Annotated in this window: 28 protein-coding genes and 3 pseudogenes; 28 read left to right on the top strand and 3 right to left on the bottom strand. The window is 49.5% G+C overall.

Annotated features, from left to right (window positions below; all coding sequences use genetic code 11):
* Positions 1-10: 10 nt before the first annotated feature.
* The 9 genes from DWZ60_RS18685 (at position 11) to DWZ60_RS17540 (ending at position 5,470) form a co-directional block, all read left to right on the top strand.
* Positions 11-901, top strand: a complete 891-nt coding sequence (locus DWZ60_RS18685; RefSeq protein WP_279220335.1) for an FtsW/RodA/SpoVE family cell cycle protein — start codon at positions 11-13, stop codon at positions 899-901.
* A gap of 17 nt (positions 902-918) precedes the next feature.
* Positions 919-1,524, top strand: coding sequence for an FtsW/RodA/SpoVE family cell cycle protein (locus tag DWZ60_RS18680; RefSeq protein WP_279220334.1), 606 nt, complete (start codon positions 919-921; stop codon positions 1,522-1,524).
* On the top strand, positions 1,472-1,762 hold the full coding sequence (locus DWZ60_RS17120; protein WP_147397742.1) for a hypothetical protein: 291 nt from the start codon (positions 1,472-1,474) through the stop codon (positions 1,760-1,762). Before DWZ60_RS18680 ends, DWZ60_RS17120 begins: the two co-directional genes overlap by 53 nt.
* Positions 1,723-2,937, top strand: coding sequence for a peptidoglycan D,D-transpeptidase FtsI family protein (locus tag DWZ60_RS11320; protein ID WP_442857799.1), 1,215 nt, complete (start codon positions 1,723-1,725; stop codon positions 2,935-2,937). The genes DWZ60_RS17120 and DWZ60_RS11320 overlap by 40 nt, the downstream gene beginning before the upstream one ends.
* A 203-nt stretch (positions 2,938-3,140) precedes the next feature.
* Positions 3,141-3,617, top strand: a complete 477-nt coding sequence (locus DWZ60_RS11315) for an NUDIX hydrolase (RefSeq protein ID WP_117508996.1) — start codon at positions 3,141-3,143, stop codon at positions 3,615-3,617.
* Entirely contained in the window at positions 3,601-3,885 is a 285-nt protein-coding gene (locus DWZ60_RS11310; RefSeq protein ID WP_119199120.1) for a hypothetical protein, read from the top strand. Before DWZ60_RS11315 ends, DWZ60_RS11310 begins: the two co-directional genes overlap by 17 nt.
* A gap of 40 nt (positions 3,886-3,925) precedes the next feature.
* The gene (locus DWZ60_RS11305) at positions 3,926-4,909 is read left to right on the top strand and encodes a DUF2953 domain-containing protein (RefSeq protein WP_119221643.1); all 984 of its coding nucleotides are present in this window, start codon (positions 3,926-3,928) and stop codon (positions 4,907-4,909) included.
* A gap of 3 nt (positions 4,910-4,912) precedes the next feature.
* A complete protein-coding gene (locus DWZ60_RS11300) occupies positions 4,913-5,317 on the top strand; it encodes a GerW family sporulation protein (protein WP_022461897.1) in 405 nt (134 codons plus the stop codon).
* A gap of 6 nt (positions 5,318-5,323) precedes the next feature.
* Entirely contained in the window at positions 5,324-5,470 is a 147-nt protein-coding gene (locus DWZ60_RS17540) for a hypothetical protein (protein WP_167622772.1), read from the top strand.
* A gap of 392 nt (positions 5,471-5,862) precedes the next feature.
* Here DWZ60_RS17540 and rpmB read toward each other — a convergent pair whose 3' ends face one another.
* The gene (gene rpmB / locus DWZ60_RS11295; RefSeq protein WP_119221642.1) at positions 5,863-6,048 is read right to left on the bottom strand and encodes a 50S ribosomal protein L28; all 186 of its coding nucleotides are present in this window, start codon (positions 6,046-6,048) and stop codon (positions 5,863-5,865) included.
* Positions 6,049-6,292: 244 nt separating this feature from the next.
* On the opposite strand from rpmB, the gene DWZ60_RS11290 reads away from it, so the two are divergent.
* The 4 genes and pseudogenes from DWZ60_RS11290 (at position 6,293) to DWZ60_RS11275 (ending at position 11,206) form a co-directional block, all read left to right on the top strand.
* Positions 6,293-6,649, top strand: a complete 357-nt coding sequence (locus DWZ60_RS11290; protein ID WP_022461895.1) for an Asp23/Gls24 family envelope stress response protein — start codon at positions 6,293-6,295, stop codon at positions 6,647-6,649.
* 24 nt (positions 6,650-6,673) lie between these two features.
* A pseudogene (locus DWZ60_RS11285) lies at positions 6,674-8,352 on the top strand (DAK2 domain-containing protein).
* An 18-nt stretch (positions 8,353-8,370) separates the two neighbouring features.
* Positions 8,371-10,424, top strand: a pseudogene (gene recG / locus DWZ60_RS11280) (ATP-dependent DNA helicase RecG).
* 263 nt (positions 10,425-10,687) lie between these two features.
* The gene (locus DWZ60_RS11275) at positions 10,688-11,206 is read left to right on the top strand and encodes a DUF6465 family protein (protein WP_119188458.1); all 519 of its coding nucleotides are present in this window, start codon (positions 10,688-10,690) and stop codon (positions 11,204-11,206) included.
* A gap of 112 nt (positions 11,207-11,318) precedes the next feature.
* Here DWZ60_RS11275 and DWZ60_RS11270 read toward each other — a convergent pair whose 3' ends face one another.
* A complete protein-coding gene (locus DWZ60_RS11270; protein ID WP_022461891.1) occupies positions 11,319-11,540 on the bottom strand; it encodes an alpha/beta-type small acid-soluble spore protein in 222 nt (73 codons plus the stop codon).
* Positions 11,541-11,836: 296 nt separating this feature from the next.
* Here DWZ60_RS11270 and DWZ60_RS11260 point away from each other — a divergent pair, with 296 nt between their 5' ends.
* Genes DWZ60_RS11260 through DWZ60_RS11245 form a run of 4 tightly spaced genes read left to right on the top strand, consistent with a single transcriptional unit; the run spans position 11,837 to position 14,001 of the window.
* Positions 11,837-12,238 (top strand): methylglyoxal synthase, encoded by a 402-nt coding sequence (locus DWZ60_RS11260; protein ID WP_022461890.1) that lies wholly within the window; start codon positions 11,837-11,839, stop codon positions 12,236-12,238.
* A 40-nt stretch (positions 12,239-12,278) separates the two neighbouring features.
* Entirely contained in the window at positions 12,279-12,857 is a 579-nt protein-coding gene (gene rsmD / locus DWZ60_RS11255; protein WP_022461889.1) for a 16S rRNA (guanine(966)-N(2))-methyltransferase RsmD, read from the top strand.
* Complete coding sequence (gene coaD, locus DWZ60_RS11250) at positions 12,854-13,366, top strand: pantetheine-phosphate adenylyltransferase (RefSeq protein WP_055265195.1); 513 nt, start codon at positions 12,854-12,856, stop codon at positions 13,364-13,366. Before rsmD ends, coaD begins: the two co-directional genes overlap by 4 nt.
* An 11-nt stretch (positions 13,367-13,377) precedes the next feature.
* On the top strand, positions 13,378-14,001 hold the full coding sequence (locus DWZ60_RS11245) for a hypothetical protein (RefSeq protein WP_055265193.1): 624 nt from the start codon (positions 13,378-13,380) through the stop codon (positions 13,999-14,001).
* On the opposite strand, the gene DWZ60_RS11240 is transcribed toward DWZ60_RS11245, so the two are convergent.
* Positions 13,975-14,925: a nucleoside recognition domain-containing protein gene (locus DWZ60_RS11240; protein ID WP_055265191.1), complete on the bottom strand. Its 951-nt coding sequence runs from the start codon at positions 14,923-14,925 to the stop codon at positions 13,975-13,977. The genes DWZ60_RS11245 and DWZ60_RS11240 overlap by 27 nt on opposite strands.
* 76 nt (positions 14,926-15,001) lie before the next feature.
* Between DWZ60_RS11240 and DWZ60_RS20060 the strand changes: the two genes are divergently transcribed.
* From DWZ60_RS20060 to hisZ, 11 genes and pseudogenes are all read left to right on the top strand, one after another.
* On the top strand, positions 15,002-15,733 hold the full coding sequence (locus DWZ60_RS20060) for a hypothetical protein (RefSeq protein WP_330422288.1): 732 nt from the start codon (positions 15,002-15,004) through the stop codon (positions 15,731-15,733).
* Positions 15,734-15,783: 50 nt separating this feature from the next.
* Positions 15,784-16,461: a M20/M25/M40 family metallo-hydrolase gene (locus DWZ60_RS20055; RefSeq protein ID WP_330422287.1), complete on the top strand. Its 678-nt coding sequence runs from the start codon at positions 15,784-15,786 to the stop codon at positions 16,459-16,461.
* A 158-nt stretch (positions 16,462-16,619) separates the two neighbouring features.
* A pseudogene (locus tag DWZ60_RS11230) lies at positions 16,620-17,431 on the top strand (GTP pyrophosphokinase).
* 24 nt (positions 17,432-17,455) lie between these two features.
* Positions 17,456-18,829: an RsmB/NOP family class I SAM-dependent RNA methyltransferase gene (locus DWZ60_RS11225; protein WP_119221648.1), complete on the top strand. Its 1,374-nt coding sequence runs from the start codon at positions 17,456-17,458 to the stop codon at positions 18,827-18,829.
* Entirely contained in the window at positions 18,826-19,584 is a 759-nt protein-coding gene (locus DWZ60_RS11220; protein ID WP_119221641.1) for a pseudouridine synthase, read from the top strand. Before DWZ60_RS11225 ends, DWZ60_RS11220 begins: the two co-directional genes overlap by 4 nt.
* Before the next feature lie 3 nt (positions 19,585-19,587).
* The gene (locus tag DWZ60_RS11215) at positions 19,588-21,531 is read left to right on the top strand and encodes a YgiQ family radical SAM protein (RefSeq protein WP_055218016.1); all 1,944 of its coding nucleotides are present in this window, start codon (positions 19,588-19,590) and stop codon (positions 21,529-21,531) included.
* Positions 21,532-21,582: 51 nt separating this feature from the next.
* Entirely contained in the window at positions 21,583-22,200 is a 618-nt protein-coding gene (locus tag DWZ60_RS11210) for a DUF4191 family protein (RefSeq protein ID WP_022461880.1), read from the top strand.
* A 12-nt stretch (positions 22,201-22,212) separates the two neighbouring features.
* The gene (locus DWZ60_RS11205; protein ID WP_055226359.1) at positions 22,213-23,199 is read left to right on the top strand and encodes an RluA family pseudouridine synthase; all 987 of its coding nucleotides are present in this window, start codon (positions 22,213-22,215) and stop codon (positions 23,197-23,199) included.
* A complete protein-coding gene (gene lepB, locus DWZ60_RS11200) occupies positions 23,196-23,774 on the top strand; it encodes a signal peptidase I (protein WP_119221640.1) in 579 nt (192 codons plus the stop codon). Before DWZ60_RS11205 ends, lepB begins: the two co-directional genes overlap by 4 nt.
* A gap of 25 nt (positions 23,775-23,799) precedes the next feature.
* Positions 23,800-24,348, top strand: a complete 549-nt coding sequence (locus DWZ60_RS11195; RefSeq protein ID WP_117509155.1) for a Holliday junction resolvase RecU — start codon at positions 23,800-23,802, stop codon at positions 24,346-24,348.
* 271 nt (positions 24,349-24,619) lie between these two features.
* A complete protein-coding gene (hisZ, locus tag DWZ60_RS11190; protein WP_334294883.1) occupies positions 24,620-25,696 on the top strand; it encodes an ATP phosphoribosyltransferase regulatory subunit in 1,077 nt (358 codons plus the stop codon).
* Positions 25,697-25,710 lie beyond the last annotated feature (14 nt).

The raw sequence follows: 25,710 nt of genomic DNA, 5'->3' as shown, positions 1-25,710 counted from the left end.
AGGGGAATTTATGGAAAATACCATTGTTCAGTTATCAAAATATGTGATTACCTTCCTCATGATCTGTTTTACCGTGCAGTCGTTTGCTGCACTCAAAGAGCGGGATGAGGATGAGCGCCATTACATTCTGATGCGGCAGATCATCATGATCATTCTGATGAATTTCATCTGTTTCTTCGTGATGTTCCTGCAGGAAGGCGAAGTATCAACGATTCAGATGTTTCTGCTCACGATGGCGTATATCCTGGGCGTACAGATCCTGTACCGCCTGATTTACCGGAAGGCATCGATGATCCTGGTAAACAACATGTGTATGCTGCTCTCGATCAGCATGATTATTCTGACGAGACTGAGCGTGTCAAAGGCGATGTCCCAGTACAAAATTCTGGCGGCATCCACACTGCTCTGCTTCATCATTCCGGTCATTGTCCGAAAGGGCAAGTTTCTGAAAAATCTGACCTGGATTTACGCTGTGCTCGGAATTGCCATGCTTTCCGTCGTTATGGTGCTTGGCTTTACTTCCGGCGGTGCGAAGCTGTCGATCGAAATCCACGGCATTACGTTCCAGCTCTCCGAGATTGCCAAGATCACACTCGTGTTCTTTATGGCAGGCATGCTGCGCGAGGATAATTCCTTTGGAAACGTTGTGAAAGCAACGGTCGTTGCGGCAGTTCATGTGCTGATCCTTGTTGCATCCACCGACCTTGGAACTGCGTTCGTCTTCTTTATGGCGTACGTGGTTGTAATCTATGTGGCAACGAGAAAAGCCAGATATCCGCTTTTGGGACTTGCGGGAATGAGTGCCGCCTGCGTTGTGGCGTATTTCCTGTTTTCCCATGTACGGAACCGTGTGGCACTCTGGCAGGATCGATCGGAAACTGGGATATCAGCAGCCAGTTAGCACAGGGACTCTTCGGCATGTGCTCCGGCGGATGGTTCGGAACCGGCCTTTTCGAGGGACGGCCTGACATTATCCCGGTTGCAACGAAAGACTTTATTTTCTGTGCGATCTGTGAGGAGATGGGCATTATCTTCGGAATCTGCCTGATTCTGCTGTGCATGTCCACATTCCTTCTGATTATCAATATTTCCATGAAGATGAGCAAACGGTTCTACAAACTGATTGCCATGGGTCTTGGAACGGAATATGCGACACAGGTGTTCCTCACCATCGGAGGAACCATTAAATTTATTCCTATGACAGGTATCACGCTGCCGCTGGTCAGCTATGGAGGAAGCTCTATGTTCTCCACGGTGCTGATGCTGTCGATCATTCAGGGATTGTACATCTTAAGGGAAGATGAAGGTGAGGAGCTTGAGAAAAGACAAAACAAGAAGAAACGAAACCAGCAGAAAAACGACCCAGGCGCCAAGAAAAAACGACGCCCGGACGAAGAGACCGAAAGACGAAAGAAGAGCGGCAGCCGGAACGACGGACAGGGAACCCGCCAGAAGTACCGCGAGCAGCCGGATGAATTCGAACGGCGGATCGAAGAGCAGACCGAGAACAGCCTCCACTGGTAAGGCGGCAAACAACGGCGCAGGGCCGTATCTGATCGTTTCGTTCCTGTTCGTGGCCATGTTTCTTGGGCTGATCGCGTATCTCGTTTACTTTAATGTCGTGCGGAAAGAAGAATTTCTGAATAGTTCTTACAATACGAGACAGAATAACTATGCAGAGCGCGTGATCCGCGGAACAATCTATTCTGCGGACGCCAGGAACTGGCAAAGACGACGACAGATGAAAACGGGGATGAGGTAAGAACGTATCCGTTCGGCAGCCTGTTTGCGCAGGTGGTTGGCTACACGGGAAAAGGAAACAGCGGCCTCGAATCTTCCTACAACTATATGCTGATGGAGTCCCATACAAGTAAGTTAAAGCAGGTAAAGAATGAATTCAGCGATGCGAAGAACCCGGGAGACAGTCTCTATACAACGCTGAATACAACACTCCAGCAGGCCGCGGCCGATGCACTGGACGGATACCGCGGTGCAGTTGTCGTGCTGGAGGCAAAAACGGGCCGTGTACTTGCCAATGTGAGCAATCCGGTTTTTAATCCTAATACGATTGATGAGGACTGGGAGGCACTGAACGCAGACGATGAGAGCGGCGTGTTTCTGAACCGCGGTCTGCAGGGAAGATATCCGCCGGGATCTACGTTCAAGATTGTTACTTCGCTTGCGTATCTCCGTCAGAACGGTACACTGGACGGTTTTTCGTTCGACTGTGACGGTGAGCTGACAGCAGGAAACTATACGATTCACTGCTCCGGCGGTGAAGTGCATGGACCGGAAGATTTTGCAGGTGCGTTTGCACATTCGTGCAACTCTGCCTTTGCACAGATTGGCCTTGGGCTGGATAAAGATGCCTTCCGCTCGCTGGCGGATTCCCTGTATCTGAACAGCCGTCTGGATCTGGAGCTTCCGACCAGCAAAAGTTCTTTCGACCTTGATTCGACAACGGCGGATGCTCTTGTGATGCAGACCTCCATTGGCCAGGGTGATACGCTGGTAACACCGATGGAGATGGCACTGATCGCCTCCGCGGTTGCAAATGACGGAGAAATGATCAAACCGCGTTATGTGGACAACATTGTGTCTGCGGACGGACAGGCAGTCAAAACCTTTTACAAAGAGTCTCTTGGCACGGTAATGTCCGAGAGCGAAGCCAATACGCTGACAGAGCTGATGAAAGGCGTTGTCCAGAGCGGAACTGCAGTTTCACTTTCGGATCTGCCGTACAATATCGCCGGTAAAACAGGAACCGCAGAACACGGAAGCGACGGAGAGACACCGCATTCCTGGTTTGTCGGATTCTCCAATGCGGATGATCCTGATATTGTCATTGCTGTTGTGGCAGAAAACGGCGGATATTCGAGTGAAGTCGCTGTACCGATTGCAAGACAGGTAATTGAAGCATATTATGCACAGCAGTAAACGATGAAAAAAACGCGTTCGAACCGGAAAGGATGGGTTCGGGCGCGTTTTCTGAATTTTTAGAAAAATGTTAGAAAAAGGATGCGGTTTTAAGGTTGCGCGGGGGCGGGAAAAGAGGTATACTTTTTAACAGAAGATCTGGCGGCAAGCGGGAAGAAAAGAGCTGTCAGGGAATGGAAAAAGCCAGAAGGAGCTTAAAACGTATGATCGAAGCAGTAAGCTGCGGAGGTATCGTAATCTACCGTGGAAAAATATTGACGCTTTACAAAAGCTACCGCAACAAATATGAAGGCTGGGTTCTGCCGAAAGGAACCGTTGAGCCGGGAGAAACCCATGAACAGACTGCTGTCCGCGAGGTATATGAGGAGTCCGGCGTACACGGCACCATCATCAAGTACGTGGGAAAAAGCCAGTACAGCTTCAGCATTCCGGAGGACACCGTGGAAAAAGAGGTGCACTGGTATCTGATGGTCTCATCCGGCTACTACAGCCGTCCACAGAGAGAAGAATACTTTGTGGATTCGGGCTATTACAAGTATCACGAAGCATATCATCTGCTGAAGTTTTCCAATGAACGGCAGATTCTGGAAAAGGCCTATCAGGAGTATCTGGAACTGAAGAGAGCAAATTTATGGAAGGTTCAGCCACAGGCTCAGGGAAAATATGGTAAACTGGTATAAAAATCTGTACGTCGGGGATACTGCAAAAAAGAAACAGAAAAAATGGATGCGCCGGATTGAGAACAAAAAAGCAGTTCCGGGAGTCTGGCTCCTCACACTGCCTTCCAATCAGCAGAACAATCTGGATGTAATTCCGGCGGATCTGCTTTTGCAGCCGGCCGTGCGGAGAAACTGTCCGATGATTGTCGGACTTGCCGTGTCGCGCGAGGAAGCTTTTGAGCTTGTGGAGCGATCGCATTGGAAACTTATCGGGAAACCGGAGAAGTAAAAATCCGGGAATGGCTGCTGAACCGGATTGAGGGATGTGAATGATACATATACTATTCATGATTTTGAAGGCACTGGGGATTTTACTCCTTGTTTTACTGTTTCTCGTGCTTCTTATCGTCTGCACCGTCCTGTTTCTTCCTTTTTGCTACCGGGCGCAGGTTCTGAAAGAAGAAGAGGGATTTGCCTGCGTAAAAGCGAGCGGAAGAGTATCGTGGCTTTTCGGAGCTGTCGCGCTGACGGCCTCGTATGAGGAACAGAAGCCGGAGGCGCAGATTCTGCTTTTCGGGGCATCACTGGAAACATGGAAACGGCGGCTGAAAAAGATCCGCCGGGGAGAAGCGTCCGTGCCCCGGACGGAGGAAAATGAGACAGAAAATGCGCTGGAAGCAGAAAAAACAGCAGAGCAGAAAGCACCGGACCAGAAAGAAAAGCAGCAGAAGGTGACAGCACAGAAGGAGCAGCCAGAGCAAGAGCAGGAACCGGATGCGCCGAAAAAAAGCATTCTGGAACGGTTTTTCGGAAGGATCGAATATCTTCCGGAAAAACTGCTGAATCTTGCCAGCCGTCTGCTGCAGACAGCTTTCCGGCTGTTGGAACTTCCGTTCCGTCTGCTTGAAAAACTGGAGCAGAAAATCCAGGCAGGCAGACGGTTAAAAAGAAAGTGGGAGAGTGTGAAAAAATTCTTCCGTTCGAAGATGTTCCGTGAGGCGCTGCTCCATGCAAAGAAAGAAGTGCTTTATTTCCTGAAGAAAGCAGCACCGAAAAAAGTAACCGGCACAGTCCGGTTCGGATTTGACGATCCGGCACTGACCGGAGAGACACTCGGCATTCTGGGTATGATTTATGGAAAACTGCCGAAAGACCTTTCCATCCAGCCGGATTTCGAACAGGAAATTCTCCAGGGCGATGTCCGGATGAAAGGAAGTTTTCAGGCTGTGACAGCAGCCGGCATTGCACTTCGATTATTCCGGGATCAGAATCTTCGGAAAACCATACGACATTTCAAACACAAGGAGGCCTAAAAGATGGCAGAAAAGGACAACACATTTCAGAATACCGTAGAAGCACTGTTCCGCGGAATGGACAGTTTTATCACAACAAAGACGGTCGTAGGTGAGGCGATCCACATTGATGATACGATTCTTCTGCCGCTGGTAGACGTTTCCTTCGGCGTGGGAGCGGGTGCATTCGCAGAAAATGCAAAGAACAATGCAGGAGGCGGTATGGGCGGAAAAATTTCTCCGAGCGCCGTTCTTGTCATCAGCAAAAACGGAACGCGTCTGGTCAACATCAAAAACCAGGATGCTGTCACCAAAATCATTGACATGGCTCCGGATCTGATCAGCCGCTTTACCGGCAAAAAGGAAGAGGACGGGTATACCGCAGAGAAAGTAGAGCATATAATAAACCAAGAGGCGGATAAGGAGTAAGCTCGTTTGTGCAGAATTTTAGGTTTTCTGCTGTTTTGGATGGGGGTCGGGCTTCTCATCAGCCTGATGATCCGCAGCTCATTTCTTACGGTTCTTGCGGCCGCTCTGCTGCTGTGCGTGGGATATCATCTGTTCTGCAATACAGGGGAATAGTGAAAGATGCACAAAAAGATCGGAAATGAACTGGCTGATTTGTACAGAGAAATACTTGCAAAATGAAGAAGCTGCGCTATAATAAGTCCATCTTAAATGAATCAGCCAACTATACTAATATCATAGATCAAGACGAGGGCGTCTTACCAGAACGAAAGTTTCGGTAGGATGCTCTTTTTCTTTTGCTAAGCATATGGATCGTTGGCAGGTTCAGCTTAAGAGACCACGCTATTTTTTTCTCCCTTTTAAAATATAAAAAATAGAGCACAACAGGGCATAAGCGAAAACTTATGTCCTGTTTGCTCTTACCAGAACTTTTTTTAAAATCTTAATTCTATTTTTGAACAGCAAAAAAGCCTTCCCGGACTGGAAAGGCCTTTTAACCATTCAACTTATGCACGCTCTACTTTTCCGGATTTTAAGCAGGAAGTACATACGTACATTTTCTGCGGTACACCGTCAACTTTAACTTTGACAGATTTTACGTTAGATTTCCACATTTTATTGCTTCTTCTATGTGAATGACTTACGTTGTTTCCGAAATGAGCACCCTTCTCACAAATTGCACACTTTGCCATGATTGCACCTCCTTGACATACGTACTTGAGTCAAAACGCATTTTAGACTCACAACATAAGTCATTCTAACAGATCTATACCGGTTTTGCAAGTAAAAAATGAAAAAATTATATGAATTTTGAAGGTTTTTCATTTTAAACTTTCTTTTTTGCGGAAAAGCGGTTATAATGTATCGTAGAGTGGAGTCAGTTATTCCTGTCTCCATGTGTTTTGAATAGTATGATGGAATTGGAGGATACAAGGCATGAAAGGTCGTATGAATACAGGCTTGGGAGAAATCGTAATCAATCCGGATGTAATCGCCCTGTACGCGGGCAGCGTTGCTGTGGAGTGCTTCGGCATTGTCGGAATGGCAGCGGTAAACATGAAAGATGGACTGGTCAAACTTCTGAAAAAAGAGAGTCTGACACACGGAATTAATGTATCGATTTCGGAAAATAAAATTTCCCTGGATTTCCACGTGATTGTTTCTTACGGAGTCAGTATTTCTGCCGTAACAGATAACCTGATCAATAATGTGAAATACAAGGTGGAAGAGTTCACCGGAATGGAAATTGAAAAAATCAACATCCTGGTTGAAGGCGTTCGCGTCATCGACTGATGGTAATAGGAGGAAATGAAGAAAGTGGCTACAAATACAATTGATGCCGGCTTACTGGCAAAAATGTTTCTGGCTGGTGCAAAAAATCTGGAAGTAAAGAAAGAGTGGATCAATGAGCTGAACGTGTTCCCGGTACCGGACGGCGACACAGGTACCAACATGACGCTGACGATCATGTCCGCAGTCAAGGAAGTAAATTCGCTCACAGAAGTGAACATGTACAACCTTTCCAAGGCAATCTCTTCCGGTTCTCTGCGCGGTGCCAGAGGTAACTCTGGCGTTATTCTTTCCCAGCTCCTTCGTGGCTTTACCAAGAAGATCCGCGACTATGAAGAGCTGAATGCAGAGATTCTTGCAGAGGCAATGGAAAAAGCAGTCGAGACTGCATACAAAGCCGTTATGAAGCCAAAAGAAGGCACCATCCTGACCGTGGCAAAGGGAGCAGCAGAGAAAGCAGCAGAGCTTGCACCGGAAAGCGAAGATCTGAACGCATTCATCGAGGACGTTCTCGCGCATGCAGAGTACGTGCTCTCCCAGACACCAGAGATGCTGCCGGTATTAAAAGAGGCAGGCGTTGTGGATTCCGGCGGACAGGGTCTCTTAACCGTACTGCAGGGCGCATATGACGCGTTCCTCGGGAAAGAGATTGATCTGAATTTCGAGATGCCGGAAGCAAAGACAGAATTTGTCAGACCGTCCAAAGAGACAGAAAAAGAAATCAAATTCGGCTACTGCACCGAGTTTATCATTATGCTGGAAAACCCGCTTCCGGATGAAGAGGTTTATGCATTCAAAGATTTCCTGAACGGAATCGGAGATTCGATCGTTCTCGTTGCAGACGACGAGCTGGTTAAGGTACACGTACATACCAACGATCCTGGAAAAGCAATTTCCAAGGCGCTGACGTACGGACAGCTGACCAGAATGAAGATCGACAACATGCGTGAGGAGCATCAGGAGCGCCTGATCAAGAACGCAGAAAAGATCGCAGCACAGCAGGCAGAGGAAGATAAGAAGAGAAAAGAAGCAGCAAAACAGCCGCCGAAGGAGAACGGATTCATCGCCGTGTCCATCGGAGAGGGAATCAAAGAGATCTTCCAGGGACTCGGTGTTGATTACTTGATCGAGGGCGGTCAGACCATGAACCCGAGCACCGAGGATATGCTGACTGCAATTGAGAAGGTCAATGCAAAGAATATCTTTATTCTGCCGAACAACAAAAATATCATCCTCGCAGCAAATCAGGCAAAAGCCATGACTGAGGACAAAAATATCATCGTTGTTCCGACCAAAACCGTTCCGCAGGGCATCACAGCCATGATCAGCTATGTGCCGGAGAAATCTGCAGAAGAGAACGAGGAGGCCATGACAGAGGGCATCCAGATGGTGAAAACCGGTCAGGTAACGTACGCGGTACGTGATACCCACATCGATGAGAAAGAGATCCATCAGGGCGACATCATGGGACTTGGCGATCACGGACTTCTCGCTGTCGGACAGGATATTCTTACCGTTGCAGAAGAAACCATCCGCGCCATGGTCGATGAGGACAGCGAGCTGATCAGCATCTACTACGGTGAAGATATGAGTGAGGAAGATGCCGAAAGCCTTGGCGAAAAAATCGAGCAGGCATATCCGGACTGCGATGTGGAAGTAAACTATGGCGGACAGCGATTTACTACTGTGTCGTTTCGGTTGAATAAGAGTAAGGAAAGAAAAATATGAATACGGAACCCCTGACAACACTGAAGGGGATCGGTGAAAAAACGGAGAAGCTGTTTGCAAAAATAGGAATCTACAATTTGCAGCAGCTTCTGCATTATTATCCAAGAGATTATGACTGCTATGCAGAGCCGGTTCCCCTTCGCGAATGCAGACAAGAGGAAAAGAATGCGGTATACGGAAGAATTGTCCACAGTCCGTCGGTAAAAGGAAACCAGAGAAAGAGCGTCGTTGTCCTGGAACTCTACGAGGAGCCGGTGCGGCTGCAGCTTACCTGGTTTAATATGCCGTTTCTGCGGAGCACGCTGAAGAAAGGCAGTGTTTTTATCTTCCGCGGAAGATACAGGAAAAATCAGGCCGTCTCGTGATGGAGCAGCCGGAAATCTTCACTCCTGCCGCATACCATGAGCTTCTGGCAAGTCTTCAGCCGGTTTATGGACTGACAGCCGGTCTCACGAACAAGATGGTGAGCAAGGCCGTCGCACAGGTGCTGGAACGATGCGCACCTGCGCAGGACTATCTGCCGGAAAAAATCCGTGCCCGGTATGAACTCTGTGAAATCAATTATGCCCTCCATGAGGTTCATTTTCCAAAAGACCAGGAGCATCTGAAAACGGCGCGGCGCAGAATTGTGTTCGAAGAGTTTTTTCTCTTCATCCTGTCCCTGCGGCAGTTAAAAGAGCAGACGGAGGGAATTACCAATGCGTTCCCGATCCGCGCCGTCTGGAAGACGGAGGAAGTCATCGAAAATATGCCGTACCGTCTCACGAATGCACAGATGCGTGTGTGGGGTGAACTGGAGCGGGACTTAAAAGGTCATACCCGCATGGCGCGGCTGGTACAGGGAGATGTCGGAAGCGGAAAGACGATTCTGGCATTCCTTGCAATGATTATGACAGCTGAGAACGGCTACCAGTCGGCGCTGATGGTTCCGACGGAGGTTCTGGCGCGGCAGCATTATGAATCGCTCTGCACTCTGTTGAAAGAAAACAATCTGACGGAATACAATCCCCGCCTTCTGACTGGATCCACGAAAGCAAAAGAACGCCGGGAAATCTATGCCAGTCTGGAAGACGGAAGCTGCAAAATGGTGATCGGCACACATGCACTGATTCAGGAAAAGGTACAGTACAAAAATCTGGCGCTTGTCATCACAGACGAACAGCACCGCTTCGGTGTCCGGCAGAGAACGGCACTTGCTGAAAAAGGGGAACCGCCGAATGTTCTCGTTATGAGTGCAACGCCGATTCCAAGAACCCTGGCTATCATTCTGTACGGAGATCTTTCGATTTCTGTGATTGATGAACTTCCGGCGAAGCGTCTGCCGATCAAAAACTGTGTGGTGGATACGTCTTACCGTCCAAAAGCTTACCGCTTTATCACGCGTCAGGTCGAACTGGGCCGTCAGGCGTATGTGATCTGCCCGATGGTGGAGGAGAGCGAGGGTCTGGAAGCGGAAAACGTCACCGACTATACACAGCTCCTGAAAAAAGAGCTGCCGGGCATCACAGTAGAGATGCTGCACGGACAGATGAAGGCGGCGCAGAAAAACGAGATCATGGAGCGGTTCGCCAGCGGAGAAATCCAGGTACTCGTCTCGACGACAGTCGTGGAGGTCGGTGTCAACGTGCCGAATGCGACGGTGATGATGGTGGAAAATGCCGAACGGTTCGGCCTTGCGCAACTCCATCAGCTCCGCGGACGTGTCGGAAGAGGAGAGCATCAGTCCTACTGTATTTTCATCCGCGGAAACAAAGATCAGGAGACCGCCAAACGTCTGGAAATCCTGAACCATTCGAACGACGGGTTTTATATTGCTTCGGAAGATTTGAAACTGCGCGGCAGCGGCGATCTGCTGGGAACGCGCCAGAGCGGGGATATGGAATTCCGGATGGCAGATATTTTCCGGGATGCCGATATCCTGCAGAAAGCGAGTGAGGCGGCTTCAGAAATGCTTGCCGACGATCCTTATTTTGAAAAACCGGAGCATGAACTGCTGAAAAAGGTAATGAAATCGTATCTTGATCTGGAAAACCACGACATTGGATTGTGAAAAGTTACAAAAAAATCCGGCTTTAAAATGCAAAATCGGATAAAAATAACAGCCTGATTGGATAGTATGGAAAATGACTGTACAATTTCGTGGAAAATTCGTGCGAAATCAGATATTACTTGAAATGACAAAAAAATTCATGTATCATAAACAAGGAATCAAAAAATGTGCGGACCGTGAGTGTCAAGCGTTCGCCTGAATGATAGTTCGCAGGACGGCTCTTCCAAAATATACAGGGCCGGTCCAAATGGGAGGAAACAGATATGGTAAAGAAAAAACCAGCTGCCCAGGCTAAGACAGCAGAGAACGAGACAGTAAAAGTAGAGACCAAAGCAGCAGAAAAAACAACCGCAGCAGAGAAAGAAACTGTAAAAGAAGTTGCAAAAGAAGTTGTAAAGGAAACTGCAGCAGCAGAGGAAGCACCTGCAAAAGCAGAAGAAAAACCGGCAGCAAAAGCTGCAAAAACAACCCGCACAACAGCAAAGAAAACAACGACAAAGAAAGCGGCTGCACCGAAAAAACCAGCAGCAGTGAAAAAGCCGGCAGAGAAAAAAGCACCTGCAAAAGCAGCAAAGAAAGAAGCGGAGCAGGAGATGATTCTGCAGTTCGGCGGAAGAGAAATCAAGGAGAAAGATCTGTACGAGAGAATCCAGCAGATCTGGATCGAAGGATATGGCAAGAAAGCAGAGGAATTAAAGAGCCTGAAGGTTTATGTAAAACCGGAGGAATTTACTGCTTACTACGTAATCAATGATGATGTAACCGGAAGCATTGATCTGTAAGTATTATGTACCAGCTCTGCAGGAGCAAGAAAAAAGCGTGAGCTTTTCCGAAAAGAAAAGAGCTCACGCTTTTTGATGCCTGTTCCGGCATCAGGATGTTATACCGGGATGATTAGTACTGGCCAGAAGAACCGCCGGACATCTGGCGTTCCTGCTGCTCAATCATCTTTTTGACCATATAACCTCCGACAGAACCATTCTGTTTGGAAGTCAGGTTACCGTTGTAGCCATCACTGAGCGGCACGCCGAGTTCGCTTGCCACCTCAAATTTGAATTTGTCCAGAGCGCCTTTTGCTTCTGGTACTGCTGCGGTATTCGATGAACGATTCGCCATGTTCATTCCCTCCTTTATCTTTGTGCTTGTTAAAAGCTGCTGTGAAGCAGATCCGGATGTGTTTTTCATCTGTTCTGCTACGGTCATAGTATGTGGAAAGAAAACAAAAATAAACTTCCAGATTCTGTATTTTTTCCGGAAAAGCGGAGAAAGTAAAAGAAGAAGGAAAAATGGAACGGCAGAAAAAAATATAAAAACTGTGTAAAAAATTCACAAAAAGAATTGCGTATTGAAAATAAATTTGTTATAATTGCTGTACATGGTAGTAAAAACAGGAGAAGGGGCGGTTTGCAGTAATGAATATTGGAATCATAGCACACAACAGCAAGAAGAGTCTGATCGAGGATTTCTGTATTGCATACAAGGGAATCCTCATGAAACATGAGGTGTACGCCACCGGAACCACCGGACGGCGGATTGAAGAGGTGACGAACCTTCATGTACACAAGTTTCTGCCTGGAAGCGTAGGCGGAGACAAACAGTTTACCGAGATGATTGAACGCGGCGATATGGATATGGTAATTTTCTTTTACAATCCGACGATGATCAATCCGAAAGAGCCGGATGTCTACAAAATTATCCGTACCTGCGACCAGTACAATATCCCGATTGCAACAAATATCGGAACCGCGGAGTCTCTGATTTTGGGACTTGCAAGAGGAGATCTGGACTGGAGAGAGCAGTTGAAAGCCGACTGATCCATCAAACAAAAACAGTAAGGACGAAAATAAGACCAACATGAGAGTAATAGCAGGAAAATGCCGGAGTCTTCCATTAAAGACGGTTCCCGGCAGACAGACCCGGCCGACGACGGACCGGATCAAAGAAACCTTATTTAATATGCTTCAGCCGTATCTGCCGGATGCGCGTTTTCTCGATCTGTTCGCCGGAAGCGGGGCGATCGGAATCGAGGCGTTGAGCCGCGGCGCCGAGCGCGCGTGGTTCGTAGAGCAGAACAAAGCTGCAGCAGACTGTATCCGGCAGAATTTAAAATTTACGAAGCTGGAACAGCAGGCAGTGCTCCTGCCCATGGAAGCGCATGCAGCTCTGCAGTCGCTTCAGGGACAGGAGCCTTTTGACTGCATTTTTATGGACCCGCCATACGATAAGGGACTGGAAAAGGACGTGCTGTATGCGTTCCGCGACGCCTCTTTTATCGGTGAGGATACCTTAATTATTGTAGAAGCATCGCTGAATACTGATTTCGACTGGGCGGAGGATGCCGGATACGAAATTCTGAAGAAAAAAATCTATAAGACAAATGTCCATGTATTCCTTACCCCGAAAAGCAAACACGAAGGAGTAAAAGAATCATGAAGACAGCCGTATACCCGGGAACTTTTGACCCTGTAACGTATGGTCATCTGGATGTTATCTTGCGTGCATCCAAGCTTTTTGACCGCGTAATCGTGGGAGTTTTACATAATTCCTCAAAATCTCCGTTGTTTTCTGTGGAAGAACGTGTTAATATACTAAAGAAAGCGACCCAGGACATTCCAAATGTCGAAGTCCGTTCTTTCAGCGGGCTCGCTGTTGATTTTGCGAAGGAATGCCAGGCGCATACGATCGTCCGCGGACTCCGCGCGATCACAGACTTTGAATATGAACTGCAGATGGCACAGACGAACCGCGTTCTGGAACCGGAAGTAGATACCACGTTTCTGATTACCTCGCTGGAGTATGCGTACCTCAGCTCCACGGTAGTAAAAGAAGTAGCTGCTTTTGGCGGCGACATTCACAAATTTGTTCCGGATTTTGTGGAAAAAGAAATCCGCGCAAAGTATGCCGCCCGAAATTCAGAAGGAATGCCGCAGGATAAAAGATAAGGAGAATTAAAATGAGCAGCAGAATTGAACAGATCATCGAAGAAATTGAGGAGTATGTAGAGAGCTGTAAATATCAGCCGCTGTCTACCACCAAAATCGTTGTAAATAAAGAAGAATTAGAAGAGCTTCTCCGTGAGCTCCGTCTGAAAACACCGGACGAGATCAAACGGTACCAGAAGATCATCAGCAACAAAGATGCGATTCTGGCAGATGCACAGAACAAGGCAGATGCCATCATTGCAGAGGCACAGGCAAAGGCAAGAGAGATGGTAGAGCAGAGTGAAGTGATGCAGTCAGCATACGCACAGGCAAATGAGACCGTCAACAATGCAAACCAGCAGGCACAGGAAATCCTGGATGCTGCAACCAACGATGCCAACAGCATCCGTCTCGGTGCCATCGGATATACCGATGATATGCTTGCCAACTTAAGCAATATTATGACGACTGCATTAAACGATGCAGGAGAGAAATACAACAGCTTTGTAGAATCCCTGACAAGCTGCTACAATACCGTTGTTCAGAACAGAAGTGAGCTCTCCCCGCAGGGTGCTCCGGAAGAAGAGCAGCCAGAGGAAGAAGTTGTCGTACCGGAATATGATCCGGCATCAGAAGAGGAAAGCGAAGAGGAATAAACCAAGCGTTCCTGCGAAAGCAGCACAGCAGAGCTTCCCGGCAAGATAAGGCCAGAGGGGCAGACCGCTGTTATGGATCATACAGTTTGTCTGGGCAGCGACAGAGAGACCGCCGAAGGCGGCGCAGGTAAGGATAGCAGAGACTTTTCCGGCGTAAGGAAGAGAGGACGCGGCAAGCTGTGCGATTCCCGTCGTGATTTCCAGCACGCCGCAGAGCAGGGGCGAGGCGGAACCAAACGGATGCAGATCCATCAGAAGTCCGGACAGAATGGAAAACAGGATGATGTATCCGCCAAGCTGTGTAATGATTTCAAATCCGTTCATGATAGAGGTGTCCAGCAGGTTTCCTTTGGAAGTCTGTTTTGACATCTCTTTTTTTTCCACGGAATGTGTCCGATGGGCGGTGTGCCGGTGCAGGCGGAAGCGGCGGAAAACAAGCCGGAACAGAAAACCAGTTAGAAAATTGGAACCGTAGAGCACGCCGAAGACGAACCCGGGATGGATCTGTCCGGAAAACGCAGTTAAGATAACATAGGAAGACAGAAAAGCAGGACTCGGACTGCTGCAGAAGGTTAAAAGATAGCACGCTTCGTTCCGGTCAATTTCTTCTGCCTCATAGAGCTGGGCAGTGATGCGCGCTCCCATGGGAAAACCGCAGAAAAGACCGAGAAAAAGTGCATAAAACCCAGCCGGGGAAAGACCGAAAACCGTTTGAAAAAAAACTTCTGCACGGGCAGAGATCCGCCGCGCGGCTCCTGTTTCCAGAAGAAGAGATGTCAGAATCAGAAACGGCAGAAGTGACGGAAGAATGGTATGAAACCAGAGATTGACACCCTCGCAGGCATAGAAAAAAGTCCGCGCGGGAAAGATAAGAAGACAGAAAAAAAGAAGCAGGGAAGAGAGAAATAAAAGTGATTTTTTCATGACGTTCGAACCTCCTCCCGCTTTCTAAAATAGAGTATGATGAAGCTTTGAAAAAAAGAAGATGGGAGAAGAAAAAATGAGCGTATTAGCAGGATTAAAACCAGAACGTGTATTTTATTATTTTGAAGAGCTCTGCCGCATTCCGCACGGCTCCGGAAACACAAAAGAAGTGAGCGACTATCTGGTTCAGTTTGCAAGGGACCATGAATTATCCTGGTATCAGGATGCGTCCAACAACGTGGTCATCCGCCGCCCGGCATCGAAGGGATGTGAATTGGCTCCGACCGTGATTCTGCAGGGCCACTGCGATATGGTCTGCGAGAAGAAGCCGGGCAGCAGCCACGATTTTACGAAGGACGGCCTTGAGCTTCACATCGACGGCGATGAGATTTATGCCAGGGACACGACGCTTGGCGGAGACGACGGAATTGCCGTTGCCTATATGCTGGCTGTGCTGGAATCGGATGATCTGCAGCTTCCGGCCATCGAGGCACTGATTACGACGGATGAAGAGATCGGACTGCTCGGCGCAGCAGCATTAAACGGGAATGAGTTAAAGGGAAGAACACTGTTAAATATGGATTCTGAAGAGGAAGGCATTCTCACCGTATCGTGCGCAGGCGGTATGACAGCCATGATGGATCTGCCGGTGCGCAGAAGCGAAGTGATGGGTGAGCAGATGGAAGTGACGATTTCCGGTCTTGCCGGTGGCCATTCCGGTACGGAAATCCACAAAAACCGTGCCAACTCCAACATTCTGGCGGGCCGTTTCCTGTACGAACTGGCAGGAAAGATGGATTATGCCTGATCGAGCTGGAGGGCGGTTTAAAAGACAACGCCATTCCGCGGACAACCCGCATGCTTCTTGCCATCGACGGCGGAGAGAAAGAGATCTTAAAAGAGGAAGCATTACGCTTCACCGAAAATCTTTGCAGAGAGTACAGCGGAACAGATGACGGTATTACCGTTACGGTAGAGAAAACAGGCGAGGGCGCTGCACCGGCGCTTCATCCGGTCAGCCTGCAGAAAACCGTCTTTTTCCTGATGAATCTTCCGAACGGGGTACAGAAGATGAGCGGCCAGATCCCGGGACTGGTGGAAACATCCCTGAACCTTGGTATTCTGAAATTAGAGCCGGATCACCTGCATGCGTGTGCAAGTGTGCGGAGCTCCGTGGGAAGTGCAAAAGAAGCCCTTTCCGACAAGCTGGAGTATCTGATCGGTTTCCTGGGCGGTGAGTTCCACGTAGAGGGCGCGTACCCGGCATGGGAGTATAAAGAGGATTCTGCCCTCCGCGATCTGATGGTGGCGGAATATGAAGCCATGTATGGACAGAAACCGGCAGTGGAAGCGATTCATGCCGGACTGGAATGCGGTCTGTTCTATGAAAAGCTTTCCGGTCTTGACTGTGTATCTTTCGGTCCGAACATGAAAGCAATCCACACGACCGAGGAGCGGCTTTCGATTTCCTCCGTGAAGAGAACGTATCAGTACCTGTGCCGCGTTCTGGAGCAGCTTTCGAAACGGCAGGCATAAAAAACTGCCCGTGTCTATTTCAAAAAAGTTTCTGAAAAACAGTCATAAAACAGAAAAGACAGGCATAAAGTAACAGGGTGGGGATTGAATTTCCAAAACGTTTACCATCCGATAAGAAAAATGGCTGAAAGCAGGAGCAAAAAAGGAGATTAGGGGACATGGATATACTGTTATGGCATGAGATTCTGGAACCATACGAGCTGGCTGTCAAGGAATTACAGGTGAAATTCCGGCATCTGATCAAGGAGCACCACGGAAAAGGGCTGTACTCACCGATCGAGAGCGTGAGCGGCCGTGTGAAGAGTGTTTCCAGTATTCTGGAAAAAATGCAGAGAAAGGGCATTGTGCCCGAAGAGATGGAGGAGCAGGTGGAGGATATCGCGGGCATCCGCATCATCTGCCAGTTCGTTGAAGATATCGAAAAGGTTGCCGACCTGATCCAGAAGCGGTCGGATATTGAGATTAAGAGCGAGAAAGACTACATCCGCCACATGAAGGACAGCGGTTACCGGAGCTATCACCTCATTGTTTACTATACCGTGGAGACGATGAACGGCCCGAAGCGCATCCAGGTGGAAATCCAGATCCGCACGATGGCGATGGATTTCTGGGCGACGATTGAGCACTCGCTGCAGTACAAATATAAGGCAAACATTCCGGATCACATCCGGGAGCGCTTAAGCGCAGCTGCAAAGGCGATTATTGTGCTGGATAATGAGATGTCCTCTGTGCGGAGTGAGATTATGGATGCACAGAATTCCTCCCAGATACAGCGGAATCTGATCACGGATATCCTGAATAATATCGAGAATCTTTACAAGGTGACGAACAAACGCGAAGTAGAAAAAATTCAGGATGAGTTTTATCACATCTATGCGCAGAACGATCTGCAGGAGTAAAACGGTTCCACAAAGAACTGGATCTGATTGCAGAGGGATACCGCGCACAGGCAATTACAGACGAACTTTAGAACAAAAGGGGATAAACGGATATGATCACACTGCCGGAAGCCTTTGAGCAGGAGATGAAACAGCTGATCGGTGAGGAAGAATATGAGGCATACTGCAAGACATTTGACGAGGCGGTACATAGAGGACTGCGGGTAAACAACGGAAAAATTTCGACAGAAGAGTTTCTTAGGCGGACCGATATTCCGCTTAAGAAGGTTCCGTGGATCCCAAATGGATTTTATTACGATGAAGAGAGCTGCAATCCGGCAAAGGATGCCGATTACTATGCGGGCCTGTATTATCTGCAGGAGCCGAGTGCGATGACACCGGCATCCCGCCTTCCAATTGAGCCGGATGACCGTGTGCTCGATCTCTGTGCGGCACCGGGCGGAAAGGCAACGGAGCTGGGAAGCCGGATCGGTGAGGGCGGCATGCTGCTGGCAAACGATATCAGCAATTCGCGGGCGAAGGCGCTGCTGCGCAACCTGGAAATCCAGGGAGTGGGACGTCTTCTCGTGACGAGCGAGGATCCGGAAAAATTAGTAACCTTGTATCCGGCCTTTTTTGACAAGATTCTTCTTGACGCGCCGTGCTCTGGGGAGGGCATGTTCCGAAAAGAGAGCTCAATGCTGCGCTACTACAGTGAAAATGGGCCGGAGCATTATGTGCCGATCCAGAAAAAACTGATCGAGCAGGCGTATCAGATGCTTGTAGAGGGCGGAGAGCTGCTGTACTCTACCTGTACATTTTCTGTAAAGGAGAACGAAGAGGTCATCGCAGGGCTGCTGGATGCGCATCCGGATATGGAAGTGCAGGAAATTACCCCGGGTTACGAAGGGTTTGCGCCGGGAGTATCCGTGAATGGCCGCGATCTTTCCCGGTGCGTTCATATTTTCCCGCAGCGGATGGAGGGAGAAGGCCATTTCGTGGCGCTCCTGAAAAAGCAGGGAGAGAGCCGGAAACGGCAGCCGTCCCGACTTTTGGAAACGACAAAGAAGCTGCCGAAAGAGGCGGAAGAGTTTCTTGCTGGCGTGCGCATGGACTGGAAGAATGGTTCGTTTGCCCTTGTGAAAGACCAGCTCTATTTTCTGCCGGAAGGTGTCTGTGCGGCAAAGGGTCTGCGCTATCTGCGGACCGGACTTTCGCTTGGCACCGTAAAGAAAAACCGCTTCGAGCCGTCCCAGGCGCTGGCGGCGTATCTGAAAAAAGAAGAATACGTTTCGTGTTTGACCATTCCCAAGGGAGATGACCGTGTCATGCGCTACTTAAAGGGTGAGACACTCTCGTTTTCCGAGGAAGAGTGTCAGGGGAAAAAGGGCTGGGTGCTTGTGTGCCTGGATGATTTCCCACTTGGCTGGGGAAAAATAAACAACGGAACGTTAAAGAATAAATATTATGCAGGATGGCGGATGGTATGAGTAAATTACGACTCGATAAATATCTGGCGGACATGGGTGTGGGAACACGCCAGGAAGTAAAGGCCCTGATCCGGAAGGGACGGGTGGCCGTAGACGGAATTACGGCAAAAGCCCCGGAACTGAAAGTCGACCCGGATGAAGCGCAGGTGACTGTGGACGGAAACAACATTTCCTATGTGAAAATGGAATACTGGATGCTCCACAAACCGGCGGGTGTCGTCTCTGCGACGGAGGACCGCCGTGACCGGACCGTACTCGATCTTTTAAGTGATGCGGCAAGAAAAGACCTCTTTCCGGTCGGACGGCTCGACAAGGACACCGAAGGGCTGCTGCTGATTACGAACGACGGAGCCCTTTCCCACCGGCTGCTCTCTCCGAAATCGCATGTCTCGAAAGTGTATGAGGCCGTGATTGACGGAAAAGTGACAGAAGAAGATCGGCAGGCATTTGCCGAAGGGCTCGACATTGGGGACGACAAACCGACACTTCCGGCCAAGCTTACCATTCTGGAAACGACTGAAAAAGAGCCTGGCATTTTTGAAAGCCGGATCCGCATTACCATCTGTGAGGGCCGCTTCCACCAGATCAAGCGCATGTTTGAGAAGGTCGGAAAAACGGTCGTCTATTTGAAACGGCTGTCGATGGGGAGCCTGGAACTTGATCCGGCGCTGCCAAAGGGCAGTGCCCGTCTCCTGACGCAGAAAGAAAAAGCGGCGCTTGGCATAGCGGACGCCGAAACACAGAAAGGAAAGTAAAGCATGCCTTTTTTACCAATTACAAGAGAAGAGATGAAGGAACGGGGAATCGAACAGTTTGACTTTGTCTATGTCATCGGAGATGCCTACGTGGACCATTCCTCGTTCGGACCGGCAATCATCAGCCGTGTGCTCGAGGCGAACGGCTATTCCGTCGGCATCATCTCACAGCCGGACTGGAAGGACGAGAACAGCATTTCGATTTTCGGTGAACCGCGTCTTGGCTTTCTTGTCTCTTCCGGAAATATGGATTCCATGGTCAACCATTATACCGTGGCGAAAAAGCACCGAAAAACAGATGCCTTTACGCCGGGCGGTGTCATGGGAAAACGGCCGGACCGCGCGGTTACCGTGTACGGCAATCTGATTCGGAGAACGTATAAACATACACCGATGATCCTCGGCGGCATCGAGGCATCACTCCGGCGCCTTTCGCATTACGATTACTGGTCTGACCAGGTGCGCCGCTCCGTCCTTCTCGATTCCGGTGCGGATCTGATTTCGTACGGAATGGGAGAACTTTCGATCGTAGCGATTGCAGATGCACTTGCGGCCGGCATTGACGTTCATGATATCACCTTTATTCCGGGAACCGTTTATCGGAGCAAAACGCTGGATCACCTGATTGACCCGGTGGTGCTGCCGTCATTCGAGGAGGTGCGGGAGAGCAAGCGGACGTATGCGGAGAGCTTTGCGATTCAGTATAAAAATACCGATGCCATCAATGCGAAGCCGATGGCAGAGCCGTATGAGGGCCAGGGCTACATTGTACAGAATCCGCCTTCCCGTCCTTTGACAGAGCAGGAGATGGATGATGTCTATGCGCTTCCATACATGCGCGCCTATCACCCAAGCTATGAAAAAGACGGCGGTGTGCCGGCGCTTGGAGAAATCAAATACAGTCTGACGAGCAACCGCGGCTGCTTTGGATCCTGCAGTTTCTGCGCGCTGACGTTCCACGAGGGACGCGTTGTGCAGACAAGAAGCCACGAATCCATTCTGGCGGAAGCGCGGCAGATGGTTCAGGAAAAAGAATTTAAAGGCTATATTCACGATGTCGGCGGCCCGACGGCGGATTTCCGCGGTCCGGCATGCAAAAAGCAGCTCACCAAAGGCGCCTGCCCGAACCGGAACTGTCTCTTCCCGGAGCCGTGTAAAAATATGGTGGCAGATCACAGAGATTATGTGAAGCTGCTGCGGGAATTAAAAGACATTCCGGGCGTGAAGAAAGTCTTTATCCGCTCCGGCATCCGTTTTGACTATGTCCTGGCCGATAAAGACCAGACGTTCCTTTCCGAGCTGGTAAAGGATCACGTCAGCGGTCAGCTCCGCGTTGCGCCGGAGCACGTTTCGAACCGTGTGCTTTCCTATATGGGAAAACCGCGCCACGAAGTATATCAGGAATTTATCCGCCGCTTCGATGCGTGCAACAAAAAGACGGGGAAGCAGCAGTACGCACTTCCGTATTTTATGTCGTCCCATCCGGGGTGTGACTTGGAGGATGCGGTGGAGCTTGCCGAGTACATCCGCGATATGGGATTTATCCCGGAGCAGGCACAGGACTTCTATCCGACGCCTTCCACACTTTCCACCTGTATGTACTATACCGGTCTTGACCCGCGGACGATGGATCCGGTTTACGTGCCGAAATCGCCGCATGAGAAGGCGATGCAGCGTGCGCTGATTCAGTACCGGAATCCGGAGAACTATGAGCTCGTCTGCGAGGCACTGCGCCGGACACACCGGGAGGATCTGATCGGATTCGGACCGAAATGTCTCGTACGGCCGAGAAAGATGGCCGGGGAGGCAGGAAAACCGTCAAGAGGAAAAGGGTCCAACGGAAAAGGCTTTGGCCAGAAGACGGCGAATGACCGTTCCGGACAGGGAAAAGCCAAAACAGGCGGACGGCCGAAAAAGACGCTCCGCAACGTGCACAAAAAGAAATAAACACGCAGAAGATGAGCGGGGATCTTATCGAAGAAGGGAAATGACAGAAGAATGAAGATCAGAAAAGGGGATTACGGCTATATCCGCCGGGAAAAGAAAAAAAGACTGCTTGTGACACTGGGACTGTTCGTCCTTCCGGCCATCGTTTTTATTGTTGGGCTTGTGCTTGCAGACGGAAACAAGAGCAACATTTTTACGGTTGTCGCCGTAGTAGGCTGTCTGCCGGGCTGCCGCGCCGCCGTCGGTTTTATCATGATGGTTATGCAAAAGCCAGTGGACAAAGCAGTGTACGATGCCATTGAGGCAAAAAAAGGAAAACTGCTGATGGGATATGAAATGTATATCACACAGGAAAAATCGAGTCTGATGATCGAAGCAGCGGCGTTCTGCGGTGAGGAGATCGCCTGCTACACCACGCGCGCCAAAGACCAGAAACAGATCGAGGACTGCACTACGTATCTGAACAAGATCATCCGTGCCAACGGCTACAAATGCCATGTGAAGATTTTTGATCGGGAAAAAGCATTTCTGGAGCGCCTCGATTCCCTGAACCGCAACTACGATGAGCTGGAAAAGAGCGCCAGTGAAAACTTCAAACCGGATGAGCGGTACCCGGATCTGTCCCGCACGGAACTGGTGAAACACACGATGCTGGCGCTGGCACTGTAGGAGACCATTGCTATGAGAGAACTGACCGTGACAGAAAAAGACTGCGCGCAGCAGCTCATCAAATATCTGTCCAAATATATGGAGGAGGCGCCAAAGAGTTTCTTCTATAAAATGCTGCGAAAGAAAAACATTGTGCTGAACCAGAAAAAGGCGGACGGCAGTGAAAAGCTGAAAACAGGCGATACGATCCGGCTGTATCTGGCGGAAGAGACCATCGAAAAATTTCGGAAAACACCGGAAAAACCGGCGGCTGGAAAACAGGTAAAGTATCCGAAGCTGGATATCGTCTATGAAGACGAAAAAGTAATTTTCCTGAACAAGCCGGCAGGTGTCCTCTCACAGAAAGCGAAAGAGACGGATGTGAGCCTTACCGAAGCGCTCGGCGCCTATCTTTCGGAAAAAAATGCCGGGGAGGAGACCATGTTCCGCGCCGGACTCTGCAATCGTCTGGACCGGAACACCAGCGGTCTGATTCTTGCCGGAAAAACCGTTGCGGCGACGCAGCAGCTTTCAGAACTGATCGCAGAGCGGGCTGTTGGAAAATACTATCTGACGGTTGTAAAAGGAACCGTGACAGAGACAGAGCGGATACGCGGATATCTCACAAAAAATGAGAGGACAAACCGTGTTTCGATTCAGAGAGAGCAGCAGGGAGATGCTGTTTACATAGAAACCGCATACCGGCCGCTCTGTGCCGGAAGAGGCTGTACGCTGCTGGAGGTTGAGCTGGTGACCGGAAAGAGCCATCAGATCCGCAGCCATCTCGCGAGCATCGGTCATCCGCTTGCGGGAGATACGAAATACGGGGATGCGGAGTTTAACCGCCGCTTCCGGGAAAAATACGGACTGAAATACCAACTTCTCCATTCGTGGAAGGCGGTATTTCCAGAGCTTACGGGCACCTTATCGGATCTGTCCGGAAAAACCTTTACAGCGCCCCTGCCATCATCCGTGCGCCGGATTTTACAGGGAGAACATTTGACGGGAGAAGGATTATGAGCCGAAAAGACAACGAAAAGAAAGAAACAAAACCAAGAAAAACGGAGGAGACGAGCATCGGACGGGAAATCTGGGAATATGTAAAAATGATCGCCATTGTCGTGGCAGTCGTCGTTTTTGTGGAGCAGGTCATTGTCATCAACGCAAGAATCCCATCTCCTTCCATGGAAAACACGATTATGACCGGAGACCAGATCTTCGGTAACCGCCTTGCTTATGTAAAGAGCGATCCGCAGCGGTATGACATCGTTATTTTCTATTATCCGGACGACGAGAAGCAGAAGTTTATCAAGCGCGTCATCGGACTGCCGGGAGAGACGGTTACGATCCGCGACGGAAAGGTGTATATCAACGATTCCACCGAGCCGCTGCGCGATGATTTCTGCCCGGAAACACCGGTCGGCGATTTCGGAGCGTATGAGGTGCCGGAGGGCTGCTACTTTATGCTCGGCGACAACCGGAACGTATCAAAGGATTCCCGCTACTGGCTGAATCCGTACGTAGAGAAAGACAAGATCATCGGCAAGGCCTTTCTGCGCTACTGGCCGCTGAACAAAATTTCTCTGATTGAATAAGAACAGAACGAAGACGAGGACAGGAATTATGGCATGGACATCGAGGGGACTCCGCGGATCAACGCTGGAGGAAATGATCAACCGCACAAACGAGCAGTACCGTGACAAGCATCTGGCACTGATCCAGAAGGTGCCGACGCCGATCACCCCGATCAAAATAGATAAGGAGAGCAGACACATCACGCTGGCTTATTTTGAAAAGAAGAGTACCGTTGATTACATCGGTGCTGTACAGGGCATTCCCGTCTGCTTCGATGCCAAAGAGTGCAAAACGGATTCCTTTCCGCTCGCAAACATCCACGAGCACCAGGTCACGTTTATGAAAGATTTCGAGCAGCAGGGGGGGATTTCCTTCCTGCTGCTGTATTTTACGGCGCGGGACGAATATTATTACCTGCGGTATGAGACGATGAAAACCTTCTGGGACCGCGGACAGAACGGCGGAAAGAAGCATTTTTCCTACACCGAGCTTGAAACGTCATTCTTCCTTCCCAGAACGGGAAGCAGCGTTCTCGTCCCGTACCTGAACGGAATCCAGAAGGATCTGGAGATACGGGATTCGAAAGCGGATTAAAATTTTGGGTTGACAGGGAAAATGTTTTCCGATATACTAACCATAGTTTTAAATTTAATATGGTAATATGGTAGCGAACTAAAGCGAAAAAGTGAGGACAACAAAACATGGATCGATTAATTCATACACCGGAAGGCGTCCGGGATGTCTACAATCAGGAATGTACGAAAAAATTATACCTGGAGAATCAGATTGAGCAGGTATTTCATGCGTTTGGATATCAGGATATTGAAACACCGACGTCGAGTTTTTTGATGTATTCGGAAGAGAAGTGGGAACAACACCGTCCCGCGAGCTCTACAAATTCTTTGACCGCGACGGCAACACCCTTGTGCTCCGTCCGGACTTTACCCCGTCGATTGCACGCGCAGCCTCCATGTATTTCATGGAAGAGACGATGCCGATCCGCCTTTGCTACAGAGGAAGCAGCTTCGTCAACAGCAGCAGCTATCAGGGCCGCTTAAAAGAGTCCACCCAGATGGGCGTCGAGCTCTTAAACGATGATTCCGCAATGGCAGACGCAGAGATCATTGCGATGACCGTAAAAGTTATGCTGGATGCCGGTCTTACCGATTTCCAGATCAGCATCGGCCACGTAGGTTTCTTCCAGGCGCTCGCCGAGGAAGCTGCGCTCGCCGAGGATGTTCTGAACGAATTAAAAGAACTGATTTCCATTAAAAATCATTTTGGCGCCGAGGAGCTGCTGGCAAAACAGAACCTTCGAAGTGATCTGTTTGAAGCACTCCGTGATGTTCCGCAACTGTTCGGAAATGCAGAGATTCTCGAAAAGGCAAAAGGCCTTACAAGAAATCCGGCGGCAAGAGAGGCACTCGATCGTCTGGCTACGATCTATGAGATCGTTAAAGATTACGGCTATGAAAAATACGTCTTCTTCGATCTCGGCCTTTTAAGCAAATTCCATTACTACACCGGTATTATTTTCCAGGCCTACACCTACGGCACCGGCGAGCCGATCGTAAAAGGCGGCCGCTACGATGCACTGCTGCAGCACTTCGGAAAGAAAGCGCCGGCGATCGGATTCTGTACTGTCATGGAATCTCTGATGAATGCACTGGAGCGCCAGAAAATTTCTCTTCCGATTGCCAATACGAAAACGATGCTACTCTACCCGGATTTTCTTCAGCCGCTGGCCGTAAAACTTGCTAACGAGCACAGAAGCAAGGGCATGGATGTCGCGCTGGTCTGCTTTGCAAGGGACAAGGTTCTTGCAGATTATGAAGAATACGGCAGAAAGAACCAGTTCGGCGGCATTGTCTATATTCAGAAGAGCGATTCGGTGCTTGCTATCGATTTGTCGACAGGAGAAGTACAGCCGGTGGAGCTGTAGGAGAGGAAGGGTAC

The organism is Blautia sp. AF34-10 (assembly GCF_003477865.1).
Lineage (GTDB): Bacteria > Bacillota > Clostridia > Lachnospirales > Lachnospiraceae > Fusicatenibacter > Fusicatenibacter saccharivorans.
This window is presented reverse-complemented; position numbering and strand designations above follow the sequence as displayed.